Below are 17,441 nucleotides of genomic sequence, written 5' to 3'. Positions count from 1 at the left end.
CAAAACATAAAACATGATAGATCTTAAAAGCTTTGAAGTTTGGTTTATAACCGGTAGTCAGCATTTGTACGGAGAAGAAACCCTGCGTTTGGTTGCAGAGCACTCGCAACACATAGCCAGCGGTTTAAATGAAGCTAAAAACATCTCTGTAACTGTGGTTTACAAACCGGTTGTTAAAAGTCCGGAAGAAATATATGCAACGCTTTCTGCAGCAAACGCTGCCGAGAACTGTATCGGTATCATCACCTGGATGCATACTTTTTCGCCGGCCAAAATGTGGATAAGAGGCCTTAGCATCCTGCAAAAACCAATGCTGCATCTGCATACGCAATATAACCGCGATATTCCGTGGAGTTCGATAGATATGGACTTCATGAACCTTAACCAAAGCGCCCACGGCGACCGCGAGTTCGGTTTTATTGTATCGCGCATGCGCAAGAACCGTAAAGTAGTTGTTGGCCACTGGCAAGATCCGGAAGTGTTAGGCCAGATAGATACCTGGTGCCGCGCCGCTGCCGGTTGGCACGATTGGCAGGGTGCTAAATTTGCGCGTATAGGCGATAATATGCGCTATGTTGCCGTAACTGAAGGTGATAAAGTAGAGGCCGAATTAAAGTTTGGGTACTCCGTTAATACCTACGGTGTTGGCGACCTGGTAGCGGTGATCAACAGTGTAAGCGAATCAGAGATAGATACACTAATCAAAGAATACGAGGCTACTTATACCATGGATGCTTCGCTGCAAAAAGGCGGCGATAAGCATTCTTCTGTTTACGAGGCAGCAAGGATAGAGCTTGGCCTACGCAAATTTTTAACAGACGGTGGCTTTAAAGGCTTTACTGATACGTTTGAAGACCTGCACGGAATGGTGCAATTACCAGGTATAGCTGCACAACGCCTGATGGCCGACGGCTTTGGCTTTGCCGGTGAAGGCGACTGGAAAACGGCTGCCCTGGTACGTGCCTGTAAAGTAATGGGTTCGGGTTTAGCAGGTGGTAACGCCTTTATGGAAGATTACACCTATCATTTTGACCCTAACAATGCACTGGTTTTAGGTTCGCACATGCTGGAGATAGATGCATCATTAAGCAATGGCAAGGCCAAACTCGAAGTGCACCCATTAGGTATTGGCGGCAAGGCAGATCCTGCGCGTTTGGTTTTTAACGTGGCCGCAGGACCGGCATTCAATGCTTCTTTGGTTGATATGGGCAACCGGTTCCGATTGATTGTTAACGAGGTGGAAGCCATCGACCCAATAGAAGACCTGCCGAAATTGCCGGTAGCACGGGTGTTATGGAAACCACTGCCGGATATGAAAACCGGTTGTGCAGCATGGATCTACGCCGGCGGCGCGCACCACACTGCGTACAGCCAAAACCTTACTGCAGAGCACATGCAGGATTTTGCGGATATGGCCGGCCTCGAGTTTATCCGTATCGGAAAAGATACTAAATTGCCTGATCTGCTTAACCAGCTGAGATGGAACGACAATTACTATAAAACCAATTAAACGTTCTAAACCTAATTAAACCAATTACTACCGATTAAATTATTGAGGAGAACCTAAAATGAATGAACTAACCAAAGCAGACTACGCCGTTTTTTTGGTGTATTTTGTTATTGTTTCACTGTATGGCTTTTGGGTGTACAAGCGCAAGCACAATGCGGATGCAACATCAAAAGATTACTTTTTGGCCGAAGGTTCATTGACCTGGTGGGCCATTGGTGCATCGCTAATTGCATCAAATATCTCTGCCGAGCAGATGATAGGCATGAGCGGCTCGGGCTTTAAAATGGGGCTGGCTATATCAACGTACGAGCTGATGGGCGGCTTAACGCTGGTGATAGTGGGCATATTTTTTATTCCGGTTTACCTGCGCAATAAGATCTTTACTATGCCGCAGTTTCTGCATGAGCGGTACAACGGAACGGTAGCCATGATCATGGCGGTGTTCTGGCTGTTGCTTTACATTGTGGTGAACCTGATGTCTATCCTTTACCTGGGTGCATTGGCCGTTAGCGGTATTTCGGGCATCGGTATCAATATATGTATTGCTTTCCTTGCTGTGTTTGCCATCATCATCACCCTGGGCGGTATGAAGGTGATTGGTTATACTGATGTTATCCAGGTGTTCTTCCTGGTATTGGGTGGTTTGGTAGCCAGCTACATCGCTTTGAATTTGTTAAGCGAAAAATCAGGCACAACCGGTATCCTGAACGGATTAACCATCATGAAGCGCGAGGCCGGCGATCACTTCCACATGGTTTTCAAAAAGGATAATCCTAATTACCTTGATCTGCCCGGCCTTTCTGTATTGATAGGCGGTATGTGGATCGTAAATCTTAATTACTGGGGTTGTAACCAATACATTACACAGCGTGCCCTTGGCGCAAATTTGAAAACGGCGCGTGGTGGCTTATTATTCGGGGCGTTCTTAAAGATCCTGATGCCGGTTATCGTGGTTATCCCTGGCATAGCTGCCTTTGTGCTTTATCAAAAGGGGATGTTCCACCAGGAAATGTTAAGTTCAAAAGGCACGCTTGATGTTAACAAGGCTTACCCATCACTGCTTAATCTCCTGCCATCCGGGTTAAAGGGGCTATCGTTTGCAGCTTTAACAGCGGCTATTGTAGCATCACTGGCGGGTAAGGCAAACAGCATCGCCACTATCTTTACGCTCGATATTTATAAAAAGGCAATCAATCCTGCCGCTAATGACCGCCAGCTGGTTAACCTGGGTAAGATATCAGTGGTAGTAGCTATGCTTTTGGGCGTACTGATGTCTTTGGTAATTGGTGAGCAATTGATGGGCGAAGGCAAACAGGGCTTCCAATACATACAGGAATATACAGGCTTTGTATCCCCAGGTATTTTAGCCATGTTCCTGTTGGGCTTCTTTTGGAAAAAGGCTACATCAAACGCCGCTTTATTCTCTACAATCGGCGGTTTTGTATTCTCGGTATTCTTTAAGTTCCTGCCGCATTTTGCCAATCTTAAGTTCCTGTCGCCTTACGGCTTCTCTAAGCTCAACGCCGACAAAGTTTATGAGATCCCATTCCTTGATCGTATGGGTTTTGTATTCCTGATCTGTGTTGGCGGTATGTACATAATTTCTAAAATTGAAACCGCAAAAGGCGTTAAAGCAAATGGCCTTGAAATAGATTCAAGCATGTTCAAAATGTCGAGGGCCTTTACCGCAGGCGCAGTAATCGTTGCAGGTATTTTGGTAGCTATTTATACCTTATTCTGGTAATATCGAATATTGATCAATGCAAAAGGCAGGGTGGTAAGCCCTGCCTTTTTACATTCATATTTTTAAAGGATTACTTAACTGATAAGATTGGTAGGATTAGGTATAAAATTAAGGAACGCCTGGAACTTGGCGTAGTACTTCTGCATATTAAGCTGGTAATAAAACGCACCTCTTTTTGAGCCCGACTTGTCTTTTTCTTCCTGCTTAACCAATAGTCCAGTAGAGAGCACCCTTTTACTAAAATTACGTTTATCGATCTTGGTATTGTAAACACTTTCGTAAAGTATTTGTAGCTGTGGTATCGTAAATCTGCCCGGTAGCAATTCAAATAAAATAGGGTGCAGGGCAGCTTTGTAACGGATGCGTTTAAGCGCCAGTTCAACCATCTCCTGCTGGTCAAATATCAATTTGGGCATCTTTTTTAACGGGAACCACTCGGCATGATAATCATCATTAAGTTGCTGTTTGTACTTGTTGATATCTATAAGGGCGAAATATGCGGTAGAAATGGTGCGCTCAACGGGATCGCGGTTTGGTTCGCTAAAGGTATGCAACTGTTCAAGGTACATGCCATCAAGACCGGTAAGCTGCTTTAAAACCCTGTTGGATGCTTGCTCAAGGCTTTCGGTCATCTTGGCGAAACCGCCCATCAGGCTCCATTTTCCCTTTTCGGGCTGAAAGCCTCTTTTTATCAGCAGTATCTTTAACGTTTCACCGTCAAATCCAAATACCAGGCAGTCAATAGCTTGTACAATACGGGCTTCATTGTTATAGCCGGTCATTTATAATTGTGTTAAAATTTCTTTGTAAAAATATCATTTATAACGATAAATTTTCATGCTGGTCAACACATGTTAAAACAAGTGTATATAAAACATCAATTTGCCGGCTTATTGAGTCAGCTCAAATTATCATGATCTAAAAATCTTATAACCATAAAGTGTTGTTTATAAATTAATTAAAGTTGATGCAACTATCCCATATACTTGACTGTAGAGCAAATTATAAAATTTAAAAATAAAGTGTTTTTATACAATTAATTTTTATCTTGTGCTAACGTTTAGCTCGTAGCTAAATACCAGTTATAAAACAGCCTCTCAAAGTTAGAGTTGCTTACGGCCTAACCAGCCTTGTTCTTGCTTGATCACATCATTAAATACACATAATGAAATTGCACTTTTTTACATGCTTTGGTGCTTTGTTATTTTCTGTAGCTATTGCACGGGCGCAAACCACTGTTGATATCGATCTGAAAAATACGGCAGCAGATCCAGTTATCAGCAAGTATATCTACAGCCATTTTGCCGAGCATTTGGGCCGAGGAATTTACGATGGGTTTTACGTGGGCGATACCTCTAAGATACCTAACACCAATGGTGTGCGTAACGATGTTGTAGCGGCGCTCAAAAAAATGAAAATCCCATCCCTGCGCTGGCCGGGTGGCTGCTTTGCAGATACTTACCATTGGAAAGATGGCGTAGGCCCTAAAGACAAACGCCCGGCTATTGTTAATAAATGGTGGGGCGGCGTTGTAGAAGATAACAGCTTTGGTACACATGATTTTCTTAACCTTTGCGAGTTATTGGGTGCTGAACCGTATGTGGCCGGCAATGTTGGCAGTGGCACGGTGCAGGAACTGGCTGACTGGGTTCAATACACCAGTTCAGATAATAAAAACCCTATGTCTGACCTGCGCAAGGCAAATGGCAGGGATAAGCCCTGGAACGTGAAATTCTGGGGTGTTGGTAACGAGGCCTGGGGTTGCGGCGGTAACATGACGCCGGAATATTATGCAAATGAATTTCGCAAGTTCTCCACCTTTATGGGGAGCTCTGAAGGGAAAACTAAGATCTTTCGTGTTGCATCGGGCGCAAGTGATGATGATTACAACTGGACAGAGACCTTGATGAAGAACATCCCCCAGCACTTGATAGAAGGGGTTGCAGTGCATCATTATGCTGTTATCGAGTGGAACCATAAAGGCCCTGCAACAGGCTTTAGCGACGAGCAGTACTTTACCACCATGCAGCGCACCCTGCAAATGGACTCGCTGGTTACCAAGCATGCCCGTATTATGGATAAATACGATCCAAAGAAAAAGATCGCGCTTGTAGTTGATGAATGGGGCGGGTGGTATGATGTGGAGAAAGGAACAAACCCTGGTTTCCTTTACCAGCAAAATACCATGCGCGATGCCATGATAGCCGGCACAACGCTAAACATCTTTAACAACCACGCCGATAGGGTACGTATGGCTAACCTTGCGCAATGTATTAATGTACTGCAGGCGGTTATCCTTACCAAAGAGAACAAAATGATACTTACCCCTACATATTACGTAATGGAAATGTACAATGTGCATCAGGATGCTACCAAGCTGCCAACACGTGTAAGCAACACCGATTATAGTTTCGGTAAAGATAAGTTGCCGGCCGTATCGGCATCTGCATCTAAAGATAAAGACGGGGTAGTGCATGTTTCTTTAACCAATATCGATCCTGCTAAAAAGCAAACCATCACGCTTAATTTAGATGGCCAGAGCTTTAAAAACGTAAGCGGTACTATCCTTACATCAGCTAAAACCGGCGACTGCAATACTTTTGCTTCGCCAGACAAAGTTAAAGAGGCTGTTTTTAAAGGCGCCGTACTTAAAGGTAATAAGGTAGAAGTGACGCTGCCGGCTATTTCGGTAGTGGTACTTGCACTCAAATAAGATTTGAGTAATTAAAGTGTGTTTTTTTGTGTTTAAAAGGCGTTGGTGAGAGCGCCTGATAATTGTTTCAGTTTGTTAGTTTACACGGCCGGAATTGGATAAAACCGATACCGGCTTAGTGTATTTTATACAGCCGTATAACGTCCTGCTAAGGATTAATGTAAATGTCGATAAAACAGTTGTTTTAAGTATAAAATTTCATCTTAAATTCGCTTTTTTAACTGCCTGCTTAGTGTATTTACCCTATTGTAAAAGATACACTATTGTACGCGTCATTCAGACTTTTTTTCTCTTTATCCCACTGCTTTTTATGGCTTTTAGAATTTTAATCTGAAAATTTTAAATAAACAGGGTAATTATCTAAAGTTTATTGTAATAGTAGCATGTGTATCTGTGGTTGCTGACATTTGATTTTAACCAAGCACCTATTGCTATTTGATAACAGCCGCATAAATATCAGCGGCATTAAATAGAATACTTTATGAGAAACCTGGAGATCACCCAAACGATCACCGATCGTTCGTCGCAAGTAGTGGAGAGTTACCTTAAGGATATAGCTAAGGTAGACCTGATAAACGTAGAGGAGGAAGTATTGCTTGCCCGCAAAATTAAGCAGGGTGACAAGGCCGCAATGGAACGTTTGGTAAAGGCTAACCTGCGCTTTGTGGTATCTGTAGCAAAAAAGTACCAGCACCAGGGTTTGCCACTTGCAGATCTGATAAGCGAAGGTAATACAGGCCTCATTATGGCTGCGCATCGCTTTGACGAAAGCAAGGGTTTCAAGTTCATCTCGTTTGCCGTGTGGTACATTCGCCAGGCTATAATGGATGCCATATCGCAACAAACCCGTACTGTGCGTTTGCCTGATAATCATATTAATATGCTTACCAAAATGCGTAAATACGAAAGCACACTTGAGCAGAAGTTACAGCGCGACCCGCGTGCCGAAGAACTGGCGGAAAGTATGCAGGTACCTGCTTACAAAGTAAAGGATTCTGTTATGCACAGCGGGCGTACAGTTAGTATGGATATGCCAGTTGGCGGTGAGGATAGCGATTTCACCCTGTCAGACCGTTTAACCGACTGGGAAGAGGCTGATTTTTGTGAGATAGATACTAAATCAAGAAGTTACTACGTAGAAAAACTGATGTCGCAACTGAGCCAAAAAGAGCGTGCCGTTATTGAGCTTAGCTTCGGCCTTAAAGGCGACTACAGCTTAACACCAATAGATATAGCTTTAAATTTCGGTATCTCATCAGAACGGGTGAGGCAATTGAAAAACTCCGGCATGAGCAAACTCGCCGAACTTGCATCGCGCAAAATGGCGCTATTCTTTTAAAAACCAACTGATCTAACTATACACTGAGAAAGGTTGCTGCGTGGTTGCGGCAGCCTTTTGTTTTTTTACTAAAGGGTGTAAAAGAAAAAGGCTGTCACGTTTGTCGTGGCAGCCCTTTGTCTAACTAACTAAACTATTTACTAAACTAAAACTAACTGATATTTTAAGCGTGATGCTTAATCAACTCTTACGGGCCATTGGGTTAACTACTCCCATCCGTTTGAGTGATACAAAGGTGCAGCAAAAGGTGATGTGTTCTATAATATTTTATTTATTTGGATGTTTAATCTTTAATTGGATATCTTAATGGAAAATTATTCCGCGCCATTGGCGGTCTTTGATCAAATTTTAGAATAATATTTTAACGATGCTCAATTCGCTTGATAGTACCGATATCAGAATATTGCAGCTTTTGCAGGAAAACGCCCGTTTAACCAATAAAGAAATTGGTGAGCGGCTTAATAAAACCCCTACACCTATATACGAACGGATCAAAAAACTGCAGGAGCAGGGCTACATAAAAGGTTACGTTGCTATCCTCGATCATAAAAAGATTGACCGCGGCTTAATGGCCTTTACCCAGGTACAACTCCGTGACCACTCCGCCGAAAACCTGAACCACTTTGTAGAGGAGGTGATAACCTTTGAAGAGGTGTTGGAGTGTTACCAAATGTCGGGCGGGTTTGATTTTTTTCTTCGTGTTGCCGTTAAAGACCTTGATACCTACCACGATTTTTTAATGAAGAAGCTTTTTAACGTAGTGCCCTTAGGCTCAGTGCAAAGTACTTTCGTATTGAAGGAGGCGAAGAGGGAAACCAGTTTCCCTATTACGATGCCGAAAGGGAAGTAGGGGGCTTTTATCACAACACGTCTTTGCGAGGAACGAAGTAATCTCTTTAGGACAAGCTTGTGCTTCAATTAAAGTTAGTCCGCTCATTGCCGCAAGGGCTACTTCTTTTGTCTTGATACAAAAGAAGCAAAAAATCAAGTCAGCAAAGAGGCTTCTTTGCCGCACGGGGCCTTTACCCTGCAAACCGGTCAGAACCACGGGCTGCAACATCTTGCCCCCACTTTGTTCGCGCAATGCTATCGCTTCAGGCAAGTATTGCTATGCCCTTCCTACTACACAGGCCAAGATTGTTCTGCCCTCTTTCGCCCGAAGCTTTTTTGCTGACAGGTAGAAAAAAAACATAAAGGATCGAATAACCCAGTGACGAACCCGACGCCACCGTAAAATGCGACATGGCGTAACGTGCGGCAACCACAGGCATTGCTAAAGCACTAACGTTGCAGCGCGTTACCAAGTCGCGAGTTTTTTCTTTGGTTACTTTCTTTTTAGCGGAAAAAAAGAAAGTAACATCCACTGACGATTCATATTATTCACTGCCATTCCTAACGAAGAACTACCTATGAGATTGCTACGTCGCTATCGCTCCTCGCAATGACAAGTTGTTAAAAAACCTGGCTTACTATCTTCGCAGGTGCATCCAACCTTGTACTCTTACGGGTGCCATTCACGGTTATGTGAACAATATTCAATTGATCGCTGTACAGGCTTTGCAGTAAGGTAACCTGCGCATCAATATTTTTTGGCTGCGCAATCTTGCCCGATTCAAGATAAACGTTTACTGCTTCGCGATTGATCTCGAAGCCCAGGTAGTTCAAAGGTAGTGCAGTATCATTAGCTTTTAGCAGCAGATGGCTGTTGATGTAATTTTTTACCAAAGCATCCATGGCTTTGTGCATATCTTGTCTGCTAAGGTCGGCCTTGGTATGAAACTGTTTTTCCAGCGCCAGCTCGAAGTCATCTGTAAAAATGGTGCATATCACCTCCATTTGCTTATCGTTCCCATTAAAGCTAATGTCGCTGGTGCTAACATGGAGCGGATGAAAGCTTGCCTTTGCAGGTGCCTTACCAAATAGCGGAAGAAACGAAATGTAACAATATAGAAGAGATTTACCCAAAAATGAGATCATAGCGGTGCCGGAGTTCATTTGTAACCAAAAGCTGCTAAATTTACGGTTTCATTCAAAATTTAGTATGTCTGATATTGGTTTTTATTTTGGACTGGGATGGAAACACATTATCAGCACCGATGCCTTAGACCACCAACTGTTTATATTGGCTTTGGCTGCCGTTTACACTTTTGGTAACATCAAACAGGTATTGATACTGGTTACCGCATTTACAATAGGCCATTCGCTAACATTAGCATTAAGCGTTTTGGATGTGATACGTTTCCCCGGCAAATGGGTAGAATTTTTGATCCCATGCACCATTTTCCTTACGGCTATCAATAACCTTTGGCGGGTAAACCAAAAAAATGGCGGTGTTAACACCAATTACTGGTTAGCGCTATTTTTTGGGCTGATACACGGTATGGGGTTTGCAAATACCATCCGCATTATGCTGGCTAAAGATGAAAGTATTGGATGGGGCCTGTTCGGCTTTAATCTTGGTTTAGAGGCAGGGCAGATAGTGGTGGTTGCCGTTATCCTTTTATTGGCAGCTTTTTTCATCAGCGTTTTACGCGTTGCAAGGCGCGACTGGGTGTTTTTTATCTCGGCAGGCGTTTTCGCATTATCGGTGCAGATGGCATTTGAAAGATTGCCTATTTAATTTAAATTTGATTCTTTAACCCACATAACACATGAAGCGAATATTTACCAGCTTTCTACTTACGGTAAGTATAGCCGGTGCAGCAATTGCACAGGATATACAAAACAACCCGGGCAGCAATCACGGTAACAAGTTTGAGCAGTTAGGTACCATCTTAAGTACGCCTAATGAGCAAAGAACTGCCAGTGGTGCCCCCGGTGCCAAGTACTGGCAGCAACGGGCAGACTACAACATTAAGTGCGAACTTGATGAGAAGAACCTGAAACTTACCGGTACTGAAACCATTACCTATTTCAACAACTCGCCTGATCCGCTAACCTACATCTGGTTACAATTGGATGAGAACGAGCACAGCAGCCTGCGTAATAGCGGTTACCAAACCAGCTCTACCATGCCGCGTGCAACTACTACACAAAACGTTGATAAAGCAGAAGTGCGTGCCGGCGATTATGATAACGGCCTTGGTGATGTGATTACCCGCCTGGTTGATGCTACCGGAAAAAAACTGAACTACACCATCAATAAAACCATGATGCGTGTTGACCTTCCTGCGCCATTAAAGCCGGGTGCCCAATTCGTATTCACTGTTGATTGGAATTATAAGATATCAGACCGCATGACCGTTGGTGGCCGTGGCGGTTACGAGTATTTCCCTGAGGATGGCAACTACCTGTTCACCATGACGCAGTGGTACCCACGCCTTTGCGTTTACAGCGATTTCCAGGGATGGCAAAACCACCAGTTTACCGGCCGTGGCGAGTTTGCGCTAACCTTCGGTAACTTCCGTGTGCAGATGACTGTTCCGGCAGATCACGTAATTGGCGGTACCGGTGAGTGTATCAACTATGCAGCTGTATTAAGTCCTGCAAAATTGGCTCGTTACAACAAGGCAAAAACATCGGCCACCCCGGTTGAAGTTGTTACCCTGGCTGAGGCAAAAGCGGCAGAAAAAGCACCATCAACGGCAAAAAAAACATGGGTTTTCCAGGCTAATAACGTTCGCGACTTTGCATGGGGATCATCACGCAAGTTTGTTTGGGACGCTATGGGTACTAAAGTTGGTGGCCGCAACGTAATGGCTATGAGCTATTACGGCAAAGAGGCTTACAACCTGTACAGCAAATACTCAACCCGTTTGGTAGCGCACACCATTAAAACCTATTCTGATTTCTCTATACCTTACCCTTACCCGGTTGCCCAGTCTGTAGAGGCATCAAACGGTATGGAGTACCCGATGATATGCTTTAACTATGGCCGTACCGAAAAAGACGGCACTTACAGCGAAAGCACTAAGAATGGTATGATAGGGGTGATCATCCACGAAGTTGGTCACAACTTTTTCCCGATGATCGTAAACAGCGACGAGCGCCAGTGGACCTGGATGGACGAAGGCCTTAACTCTTTTGTTGAGTATTTAACTGAAGAACTTTGGGATAATAAATTCCCAAGCAAAAAAGGCGCTGCTTATACCATTGTTGACTACATGAAGCTGCCTAAGGATGAACTTGAGCCAACCATGACCAACTCAGAGAACATTGTAAGGTTTGGCCCAAATGCTTATTCAAAACCTGCTACCGCGCTGAACATCCTGCGTGAAACTATCATGGGCCGCAAGCTGTTTGATTATGCCTTTAAAGAATATGCACGCCGCTGGGCATTTAAGCATCCAACACCTGCTGATCTGTTCCGTACCATGGAAGATGCCAGTGGTGAAGATCTTGACTGGTTCTGGAGAGGCTGGTTCTATGGAACGGATCCGGTAGATATCTCTTTAGACTCGGTTAAATACGCTAAGGCAGATGTTAATGCCAAACTGCCTGATATGAGGCCGCGTAACGCGCCTAAAGTTACGCCGCCGCAGGTAAATGCTTTTGAGGATATATCAAAAGTGCGCAACCGTACAGATAAAAACATCAAATTCCAAACCGACCGTGATACCGCCACGCAGGATTTCTACTGGAAATATGATCGTGGTTTGGTAAAAGTTGATACCGCTAAGTTTGAAAAGATGGTTAAGGCGATGCCGGCTCCGGAGCCTTTTGTGGAACCATTGAACGATGCGGACAAAGCCAAATACGATGATAAATATTTCTACGAGATCAACGTTAGCAATAAAGGTGGTTTAGTAATGCCGGTGATTGTTGAGTTTACCTACAAAGATGGCAGCAAATGGGTTGATCGTATACCTGTGCAGATCTGGCGCCTGAATGAGAAGCACGCTTCTAAGTTCTACATTCTGGATAAAGAAGTGGCATCGATAAAACTCGACCCGATGCGCGAAACTGCCGATATTGATGAGACCAACAACTATTGGGGTAAGGCACCGGAGAAGTCTAAATTCCAATTATTCAAACAAAAAATGAATGGTCCGGTGCGTGGCCAGTCAAGCGGGCTTAATCCTATGCAGGTTTCAGCCTCCAAATAATTGAACTTTTTTATCAAAGGCGGCGCTGATTAAGCGCCGCTTTTGCGTTTTATGGCACTTGTTAACATTATCTTAATGTAATGTTGTATTTCAAATTGCTGATTATTAATTAGTTAATATATAATTCCAATTCAATTCTAATGCCGTTCTAATGAACGCTTAACAAATGGGTAATCTGGGCGGGAGACTTTTGTGGGTAAATAATGTACCCCAAAATGAAGAAATTTTACCTGATCATTGTTACCCTGTTCTTGGCAGCAGCGGCTAACGCTCAGATCACCACATCTACCATCAGTGGTAAAGTGGTTGACCAGCGCGGCCAATCTATGCCCGGTGTTACCGTATCCGTTTTAAACAATAGTACCGGCACACGCTACGGCTCACAAACCAACAGCGATGGCCGTTACACTATTCCTAACATTAACCCAGGTGGCCCTTATACAATATCTGCCACTTTTGTTGGTTCTAAAAAAGACGAACGTACTGATGTTAACCTTTCTTTAGGTAACGCTACTTTTAACTTCCAGCTTGTTGATGAAACAACAGCACTTAAAGAAGTTAGGGTTGTTGCGGGCCCATCTAAAACCGGGGCCAGTACACGCATCAATCAAAGCCAGATCCGTAATATGCCTACCATCAACCGTAGCTTACAGGATCTTACACGTACTACTCCCCAAAGCAACAATAACTCTTTCCAGGGTACCAACTTCCGCTATAACAACGTAACGCTTGATGGTGCTATTAATAACGATGCTATCGGCTTCAGCCCATCATTAGGTGGCCAAAGCAATGCATCTGGCCAGGTAGGTAGCAGTACCCGCACCAGCCCGGTGTCATTAGATGCAATACAGGACATTCAGGTTTTGGTGGCCCCTTACGATATCAAGATTGGTAACGTGTTAGGTGGTAGTATAAACGCTGTAACCCGCAGCGGTACAAATGATTTTACAGGTTCAATTTATGGTTTTGGCCGTGGCGCCTTCCTGGTAGGCCCAAACAATGCTTCGGCTGCTGCCGGTGGCGACGGTTCTAAACTGCCAAGCTCATTCCATGATTATCAAACAGGTATCCGCTTAGGTTTCCCTATCATCAAAAATAAATTGTTCTTCTTTACCAACGAGGAGATCGCCCGCCGTCAGGATCCTGTTATCCGCGGTGCAGATGGTACCGGTTCTACGCAGATCTTATCGCTGGCAGATGCACAAGCTATCTCAGCTAAATTTGCTGCTGCAGGTTTTGATGCAGGCACTTATGGTAATACCAGTATCTATTCAAACTCAAACAAATTCTTTAACCGCTTAGACTGGAATATCAATGATAATAACCAGTTAACTATCCGTAATAATACCATTACATCAACCGCTACCAACCTTGAGCGCGATCAGCAAAACTTCCGCTTTGGTGGTATCGATTATACCTCACACAATAACTCAACATCAACAGTTGCGGAGTTAAAGTCAAGGTTATCTAATACTGTTAACAACAGTTTGGTATTAGGTTATTCAAACGTACATGATTATCGCGACCCTAACTCAAATCCTGCTTTACCGCAGATAGAGATAACCGGCAAAACGCCTGGTACTACCATCTTCCTGGGTACCGACCGCGAGGCTGCTATATTTGATATGCACCAGAAGACCGCTGAGTTTACCGATAACCTTACCTGGACTAAAGGCAAACATAACTTTACCTTTGGTACTCACAATGAGTTTTACAACATCACCTACAACTTTGTAAACTCATGGAACGGCCGTGATGCATTCAAAAGCGTTGCTGATTTCTTAGCTGATAACCCATCACGTGTACGTGCCAATTACAATTACACAAACAACACACGCGATTATATTTTAAATAACCCATCTGCACAGTTTAAAGTAAACTTACTGAGCTTATACGGCCAGGACGAGATACAATTGACTGATAATTTTAAGCTGACTGCAGCTTTACGTGTTGATTATGCAGATGTGCCTAACAAACAACCGTTAAGCGATAAAACTACAAATGCCCCAGTTGACCCTAACTATGGCAACACCTTCACCTACACCAAGCCAAAGGATATTAAACAGAACTACTTAAATAACTTTGAGTTTAACCCGCGTGTATCATTCAACTATGATATCAACGGCGACCAAAGCGTTATTTTACGTGGTGGTAGCGGCTTGTTCACCGGTCGTGTACCGTTTGCCTGGTTTGGTTACGCGTTTTACAACAACGGTAAAACCTACGGTGCTTACGATGGCAACCCGCCAGCAGCAGGCCCAACTATTGTTAAAGCCCCTGCTAATGGTGGTGCACAAGCAGCACAAGATAGAGGTGTTAATATCACCAACGCGGCTGGTGCAACCCAGGTTGACCTTATTGACAATAACTTTAAGATGCCGCAGGTTTGGAGAAGCAGCTTAGCGCTTGACTATACCACAACTGACCAGTGGAGATTTACCATAGAAGGTATTTACACCAAAGTTATTCATGACCTAAAGTTTCAACAGGTTAACGTAACTGATAAAGTCGCTTACTATCCTTATGACACTCAGCAACAGCAGCCTATCTTTGTTAACCAAAAGATAAATACACTATACACAAACGCTTACCTGTTATCAAACACCAGTCAGGGCTACCGTTATAGTGCAACAGCACAGGTGTCTAAGAATACCCAGTTTAACCCAATGTCTTCATTGAACTTTATGGTTGCTTACACCTACGGTCATTCAAAAGATGTAACCAACGGTATCCGTAACTCAATGGAATCAAACTGGCAGTTGAACCAGGCATTAAACCCTAATAATCCGGGTTTAGCTAATTCAAACTTTGATATCCGTAACCGTATCGTATCTACAGTTAACTTTAAACATGATTGGGATGCCGCTCAAAGATTGACCGCTAACTTCAGCTTCTTCTTTAGCGCACAATCTGGTAACCCTTATACTTACGGTTTCTACCCAAGCGCTATCGATGGCACAGGTCAGCAAGTTAGCTTGGCCTACATCCCTAAAAAAGGAGAAACAGTTAACTTCTTTAATAATATAACAGGTGGTGCTACCGCAGCACAACAGGCAGCCGCATTCGATGCGTTCATCGACAACAGCAAATACCTGTCATCGCGCCGTGGTAACTTTACACAACGTAATGCTGCCTTTACACCATGGAACAACCAACTTGATTTCCGCTTTGCGCAGGATTTCAAAATAGGTAACGGTAAACGTAAACAAGTGATCACTTTTACCTATGACATCGTGAACCTTACCAATCTGTTAAACAAGAAATGGGGACAATACTATTTCTCTGCTAACACCTTTAACTCTACCGCGAGCGTTGGTTTAACGCCTATTAAGGCTGCTACACCAACATTTGCTAACGTGCCGACAACGTATCCAAAATATACGTTTGCCGACCCGGGATTGCCTTACTCTGTTGACCTGTTCGCTTCACGCTGGCAGATGCAGTTTGGCTTGCGGTACGCCTTCTAACGGAAATTCTTTTTTCACGCGTTCTTTATATTAATTTAATCAAAACGCCCGCAACCAAAAGTTGCGGGCGCTTTTGCGTTATATGGTGAGTAAAGTTCATGAGTTGACTCATCCGGTCATCGCTCCGCTCGACCACCCTCTCTTCGCTTTGCGAAAAGAGGGTATCAGCAAGAAAAAAATTTCTCACCCTCTTTGCGAAGCAGAGAGGGTCGCGCACGAAGTGTCGCGGGGTAAGTAAAATAGCGAATAGGACTCACCCGATCATCGCTGCGCTCGACCACCCTCTCTTCGCTGCGCGCAAAGAGGGTTAGGAGCAAGGAAATGAAATTCTTCACCCTCTTTGCGGAGCAGAGAGGGTCGACGAGCCGAAGGCGATGTCGGGGTGAGTTAACTATTTAACAAAAAAGTCCCCTCCAACAGGAGAGGACTTTAATCAAAAAGTTCTGTTTAAGAAATTTTATTTTCCAAATCCATCAGGTTGGAAATCAAGCGAAACCGAGTTCATACAAAATCGTTTACCGGTTGGTTTTGGTCCGTCGTCAAAGATGTGGCCCAGGTGCGAGTCACAACGGGCACACAGCACTTCAGTGCGATCCATTCCGTAAGTGTGGTCTTCTTTGTATATAACGGCATCCTTGCGCGATGGCTCAAAGAAACTCGGCCAACCGCAATCACTGGCAAATTTAGCATCAGAGCGAAAAAGCTTGTTGCCGCAAACTGCACAATAGTAAGTGCCTTTTGCATTGGCATTCCAGAATTTACCGGTAAAGGCACGTTCCGTTGCAGCTTCGCGAGCTGTGGCATAGAGGGCCGGGGGTAATATTTTCTTCCACTCGGCATTACTCACGTTTAAATGCCTGGTGTCTGTGTTAGAATAATAAGGGTTATTTGCGTGCCCTTTGCTACTCTTTAAGTTTTGTGCCGATGCTGTGGCAGTTACGCCCATGCATATAGCCAGGCCTATCATTAATTGCTTCATTAGCTTTTAAGCTTGTTTTTAAATACTTTTTTAAATTTTTCCAGTTCGGGCTGTATCACATACTTACAATAAGGCTGGCTGCCATTTTGATTAAAATAGTTCTGGTGATAATCCTCGGCTTTGTAAAACACTTTAAAAGGCGCTACCTGGGTAACGATATTGCTCTTGTATACTTTTTCGGCGTTTAGTTTTTTAATGTAATAGTCTGCCTTTTGCTTTTGGGCGGCATTGTGGTAAAAAATGGCCGAGCGGTATTGCGTACCCACATCATTACCCTGGCGGTTAAGCTGTGTTGGATCATGGGCTACAAAGAAAGCCTCTAATAATTCGTCATAGCTGATCACTGATGGGTCGTATACAATATTACAAGCTTCGGCATGGCCGGTTGTACCGGTACAAACTAATTTGTAAGATGGATTGGGCACCTTGCCGCCGGTAAAGCCGGATGTAACACTTTTTACACCTTTAAGTTGCTGAAACTTTGCTTCGGTACACCAGAAACATCCGGTTGCGAAGGTCGCCGTATCCAGCTTTGCAGCTGTATACTTAGCAGCAGGCTTGCTGCCTGCAAAAGCCGTTGCAGCGAACAATATAGTACAGATAAATAATGCTGATTTTTTTAACATGGTGGCTGTATTCTTGGT

13 protein-coding genes are annotated in these 17,441 nt (G+C 43.9%); 8 read left to right on the top strand and 5 right to left on the bottom strand.

The genetic code is table 11. The features are described 5' to 3' along the window. Positions 1–13: 13 nt before the first annotated feature. Entirely contained in the window at positions 14–1,510 is a 1,497-nt protein-coding gene (gene araA, locus INP83_RS18800) for an L-arabinose isomerase (protein ID WP_219125476.1), read from the top strand. Between the two features lie 58 nt (positions 1,511–1,568). Then, on the top strand, positions 1,569–3,254 hold the full coding sequence (locus INP83_RS18795) for a sodium/sugar symporter (protein ID WP_219125475.1): 1,686 nt from the start codon (positions 1,569–1,571) through the stop codon (positions 3,252–3,254). Positions 3,255–3,328: 74 nt separating this feature from the next. Here INP83_RS18795 and INP83_RS18790 read toward each other — a convergent pair whose 3' ends face one another. Continuing rightward, positions 3,329–4,036: an NUDIX domain-containing protein gene (locus tag INP83_RS18790; RefSeq protein ID WP_146270669.1), complete on the bottom strand. Its 708-nt coding sequence runs from the start codon at positions 4,034–4,036 to the stop codon at positions 3,329–3,331. Between the two features lie 383 nt (positions 4,037–4,419). On the opposite strand from INP83_RS18790, the gene INP83_RS18785 reads away from it, so the two are divergent. From INP83_RS18785 to INP83_RS18775, 3 genes are all read left to right on the top strand, one after another. Then, on the top strand, positions 4,420–5,967 hold the full coding sequence (locus INP83_RS18785; RefSeq protein ID WP_219125474.1) for an alpha-N-arabinofuranosidase: 1,548 nt from the start codon (positions 4,420–4,422) through the stop codon (positions 5,965–5,967). Between the two features lie 481 nt (positions 5,968–6,448). After that, entirely contained in the window at positions 6,449–7,306 is an 858-nt protein-coding gene (locus tag INP83_RS18780; protein WP_146270665.1) for an RNA polymerase sigma factor RpoD/SigA, read from the top strand. 367 nt (positions 7,307–7,673) lie between these two features. Next, positions 7,674–8,156 (top strand): Lrp/AsnC family transcriptional regulator, encoded by a 483-nt coding sequence (locus tag INP83_RS18775; RefSeq protein ID WP_117392836.1) that lies wholly within the window; start codon positions 7,674–7,676, stop codon positions 8,154–8,156. Between the two features lie 244 nt (positions 8,157–8,400). On the opposite strand, the gene INP83_RS18770 is transcribed toward INP83_RS18775, so the two are convergent. Continuing rightward, positions 8,401–8,670 (bottom strand): hypothetical protein, encoded by a 270-nt coding sequence (locus INP83_RS18770; RefSeq protein WP_219125473.1) that lies wholly within the window; start codon positions 8,668–8,670, stop codon positions 8,401–8,403. Positions 8,671–8,758: 88 nt separating this feature from the next. After that, positions 8,759–9,301: a DUF6702 family protein gene (locus tag INP83_RS18765; RefSeq protein ID WP_219125472.1), complete on the bottom strand. Its 543-nt coding sequence runs from the start codon at positions 9,299–9,301 to the stop codon at positions 8,759–8,761. Positions 9,302–9,347: 46 nt separating this feature from the next. Between INP83_RS18765 and INP83_RS18760 the strand changes: the two genes are divergently transcribed. The 3 genes from INP83_RS18760 to INP83_RS18750 all read left to right on the top strand — a co-directional run bounded on the left by INP83_RS18760 (position 9,348) and on the right by INP83_RS18750 (position 15,818). Then, positions 9,348–9,926, top strand: a complete 579-nt coding sequence (locus INP83_RS18760; protein ID WP_219125471.1) for a HupE/UreJ family protein — start codon at positions 9,348–9,350, stop codon at positions 9,924–9,926. Positions 9,927–9,957: 31 nt separating this feature from the next. After that, positions 9,958–12,351, top strand: a complete 2,394-nt coding sequence (locus tag INP83_RS18755; RefSeq protein WP_219125470.1) for a M1 family metallopeptidase — start codon at positions 9,958–9,960, stop codon at positions 12,349–12,351. 215 nt (positions 12,352–12,566) lie between these two features. Then, positions 12,567–15,818, top strand: coding sequence for a TonB-dependent receptor (locus INP83_RS18750; RefSeq protein WP_219125469.1), 3,252 nt, complete (start codon positions 12,567–12,569; stop codon positions 15,816–15,818). 457 nt (positions 15,819–16,275) lie between these two features. On the opposite strand, the gene msrB is transcribed toward INP83_RS18750, so the two are convergent. After that, positions 16,276–16,797, bottom strand: a complete 522-nt coding sequence (msrB, locus tag INP83_RS18745; RefSeq protein ID WP_219125468.1) for a peptide-methionine (R)-S-oxide reductase MsrB — start codon at positions 16,795–16,797, stop codon at positions 16,276–16,278. Continuing rightward, positions 16,797–17,423: a peptide-methionine (S)-S-oxide reductase MsrA gene (msrA, locus tag INP83_RS18740; RefSeq protein ID WP_146270653.1), complete on the bottom strand. Its 627-nt coding sequence runs from the start codon at positions 17,421–17,423 to the stop codon at positions 16,797–16,799. Before msrA ends, msrB begins: the two co-directional genes overlap by 1 nt. Positions 17,424–17,441 lie beyond the last annotated feature (18 nt).

It is taken from the genome of Mucilaginibacter sp. 21P, from assembly GCF_019331605.1.
Classification (GTDB): domain Bacteria; phylum Bacteroidota; class Bacteroidia; order Sphingobacteriales; family Sphingobacteriaceae; genus Mucilaginibacter; species Mucilaginibacter achroorhodeus.
This window is presented reverse-complemented; position numbering and strand designations above follow the sequence as displayed.

Bases quoted from the DNA above. Each gene is read 5' to 3' on its own strand.
- araA (WP_219125476.1), top strand. From the start codon at position 14: ATGATAGATCTTAAAAGCTTTGAAGTTTGGTTTATAACCGGTAGTCAG.
- INP83_RS18795 (WP_219125475.1), top strand. From the start codon at position 1,569: ATGAATGAACTAACCAAAGCAGACTACGCCGTTTTTTTGGTGTATTTT.
- INP83_RS18790 (WP_146270669.1), bottom strand. From the start codon at position 4,036: ATGACCGGCTATAACAATGAAGCCCGTATTGTACAAGCTATTGACTGC.
- INP83_RS18785 (WP_219125474.1), top strand. From the start codon at position 4,420: ATGAAATTGCACTTTTTTACATGCTTTGGTGCTTTGTTATTTTCTGTA.
- INP83_RS18780 (WP_146270665.1), top strand. From the start codon at position 6,449: ATGAGAAACCTGGAGATCACCCAAACGATCACCGATCGTTCGTCGCAA.
- INP83_RS18775 (WP_117392836.1), top strand. From the start codon at position 7,674: ATGCTCAATTCGCTTGATAGTACCGATATCAGAATATTGCAGCTTTTG.
- INP83_RS18765 (WP_219125472.1), bottom strand. From the start codon at position 9,301: ATGAACTCCGGCACCGCTATGATCTCATTTTTGGGTAAATCTCTTCTA.
- INP83_RS18760 (WP_219125471.1), top strand. From the start codon at position 9,348: ATGTCTGATATTGGTTTTTATTTTGGACTGGGATGGAAACACATTATC.
- INP83_RS18755 (WP_219125470.1), top strand. From the start codon at position 9,958: ATGAAGCGAATATTTACCAGCTTTCTACTTACGGTAAGTATAGCCGGT.
- INP83_RS18750 (WP_219125469.1), top strand. From the start codon at position 12,567: ATGAAGAAATTTTACCTGATCATTGTTACCCTGTTCTTGGCAGCAGCG.
- msrB (WP_219125468.1), bottom strand. From the start codon at position 16,797: ATGAAGCAATTAATGATAGGCCTGGCTATATGCATGGGCGTAACTGCC.
- msrA (WP_146270653.1), bottom strand. From the start codon at position 17,423: ATGTTAAAAAAATCAGCATTATTTATCTGTACTATATTGTTCGCTGCA.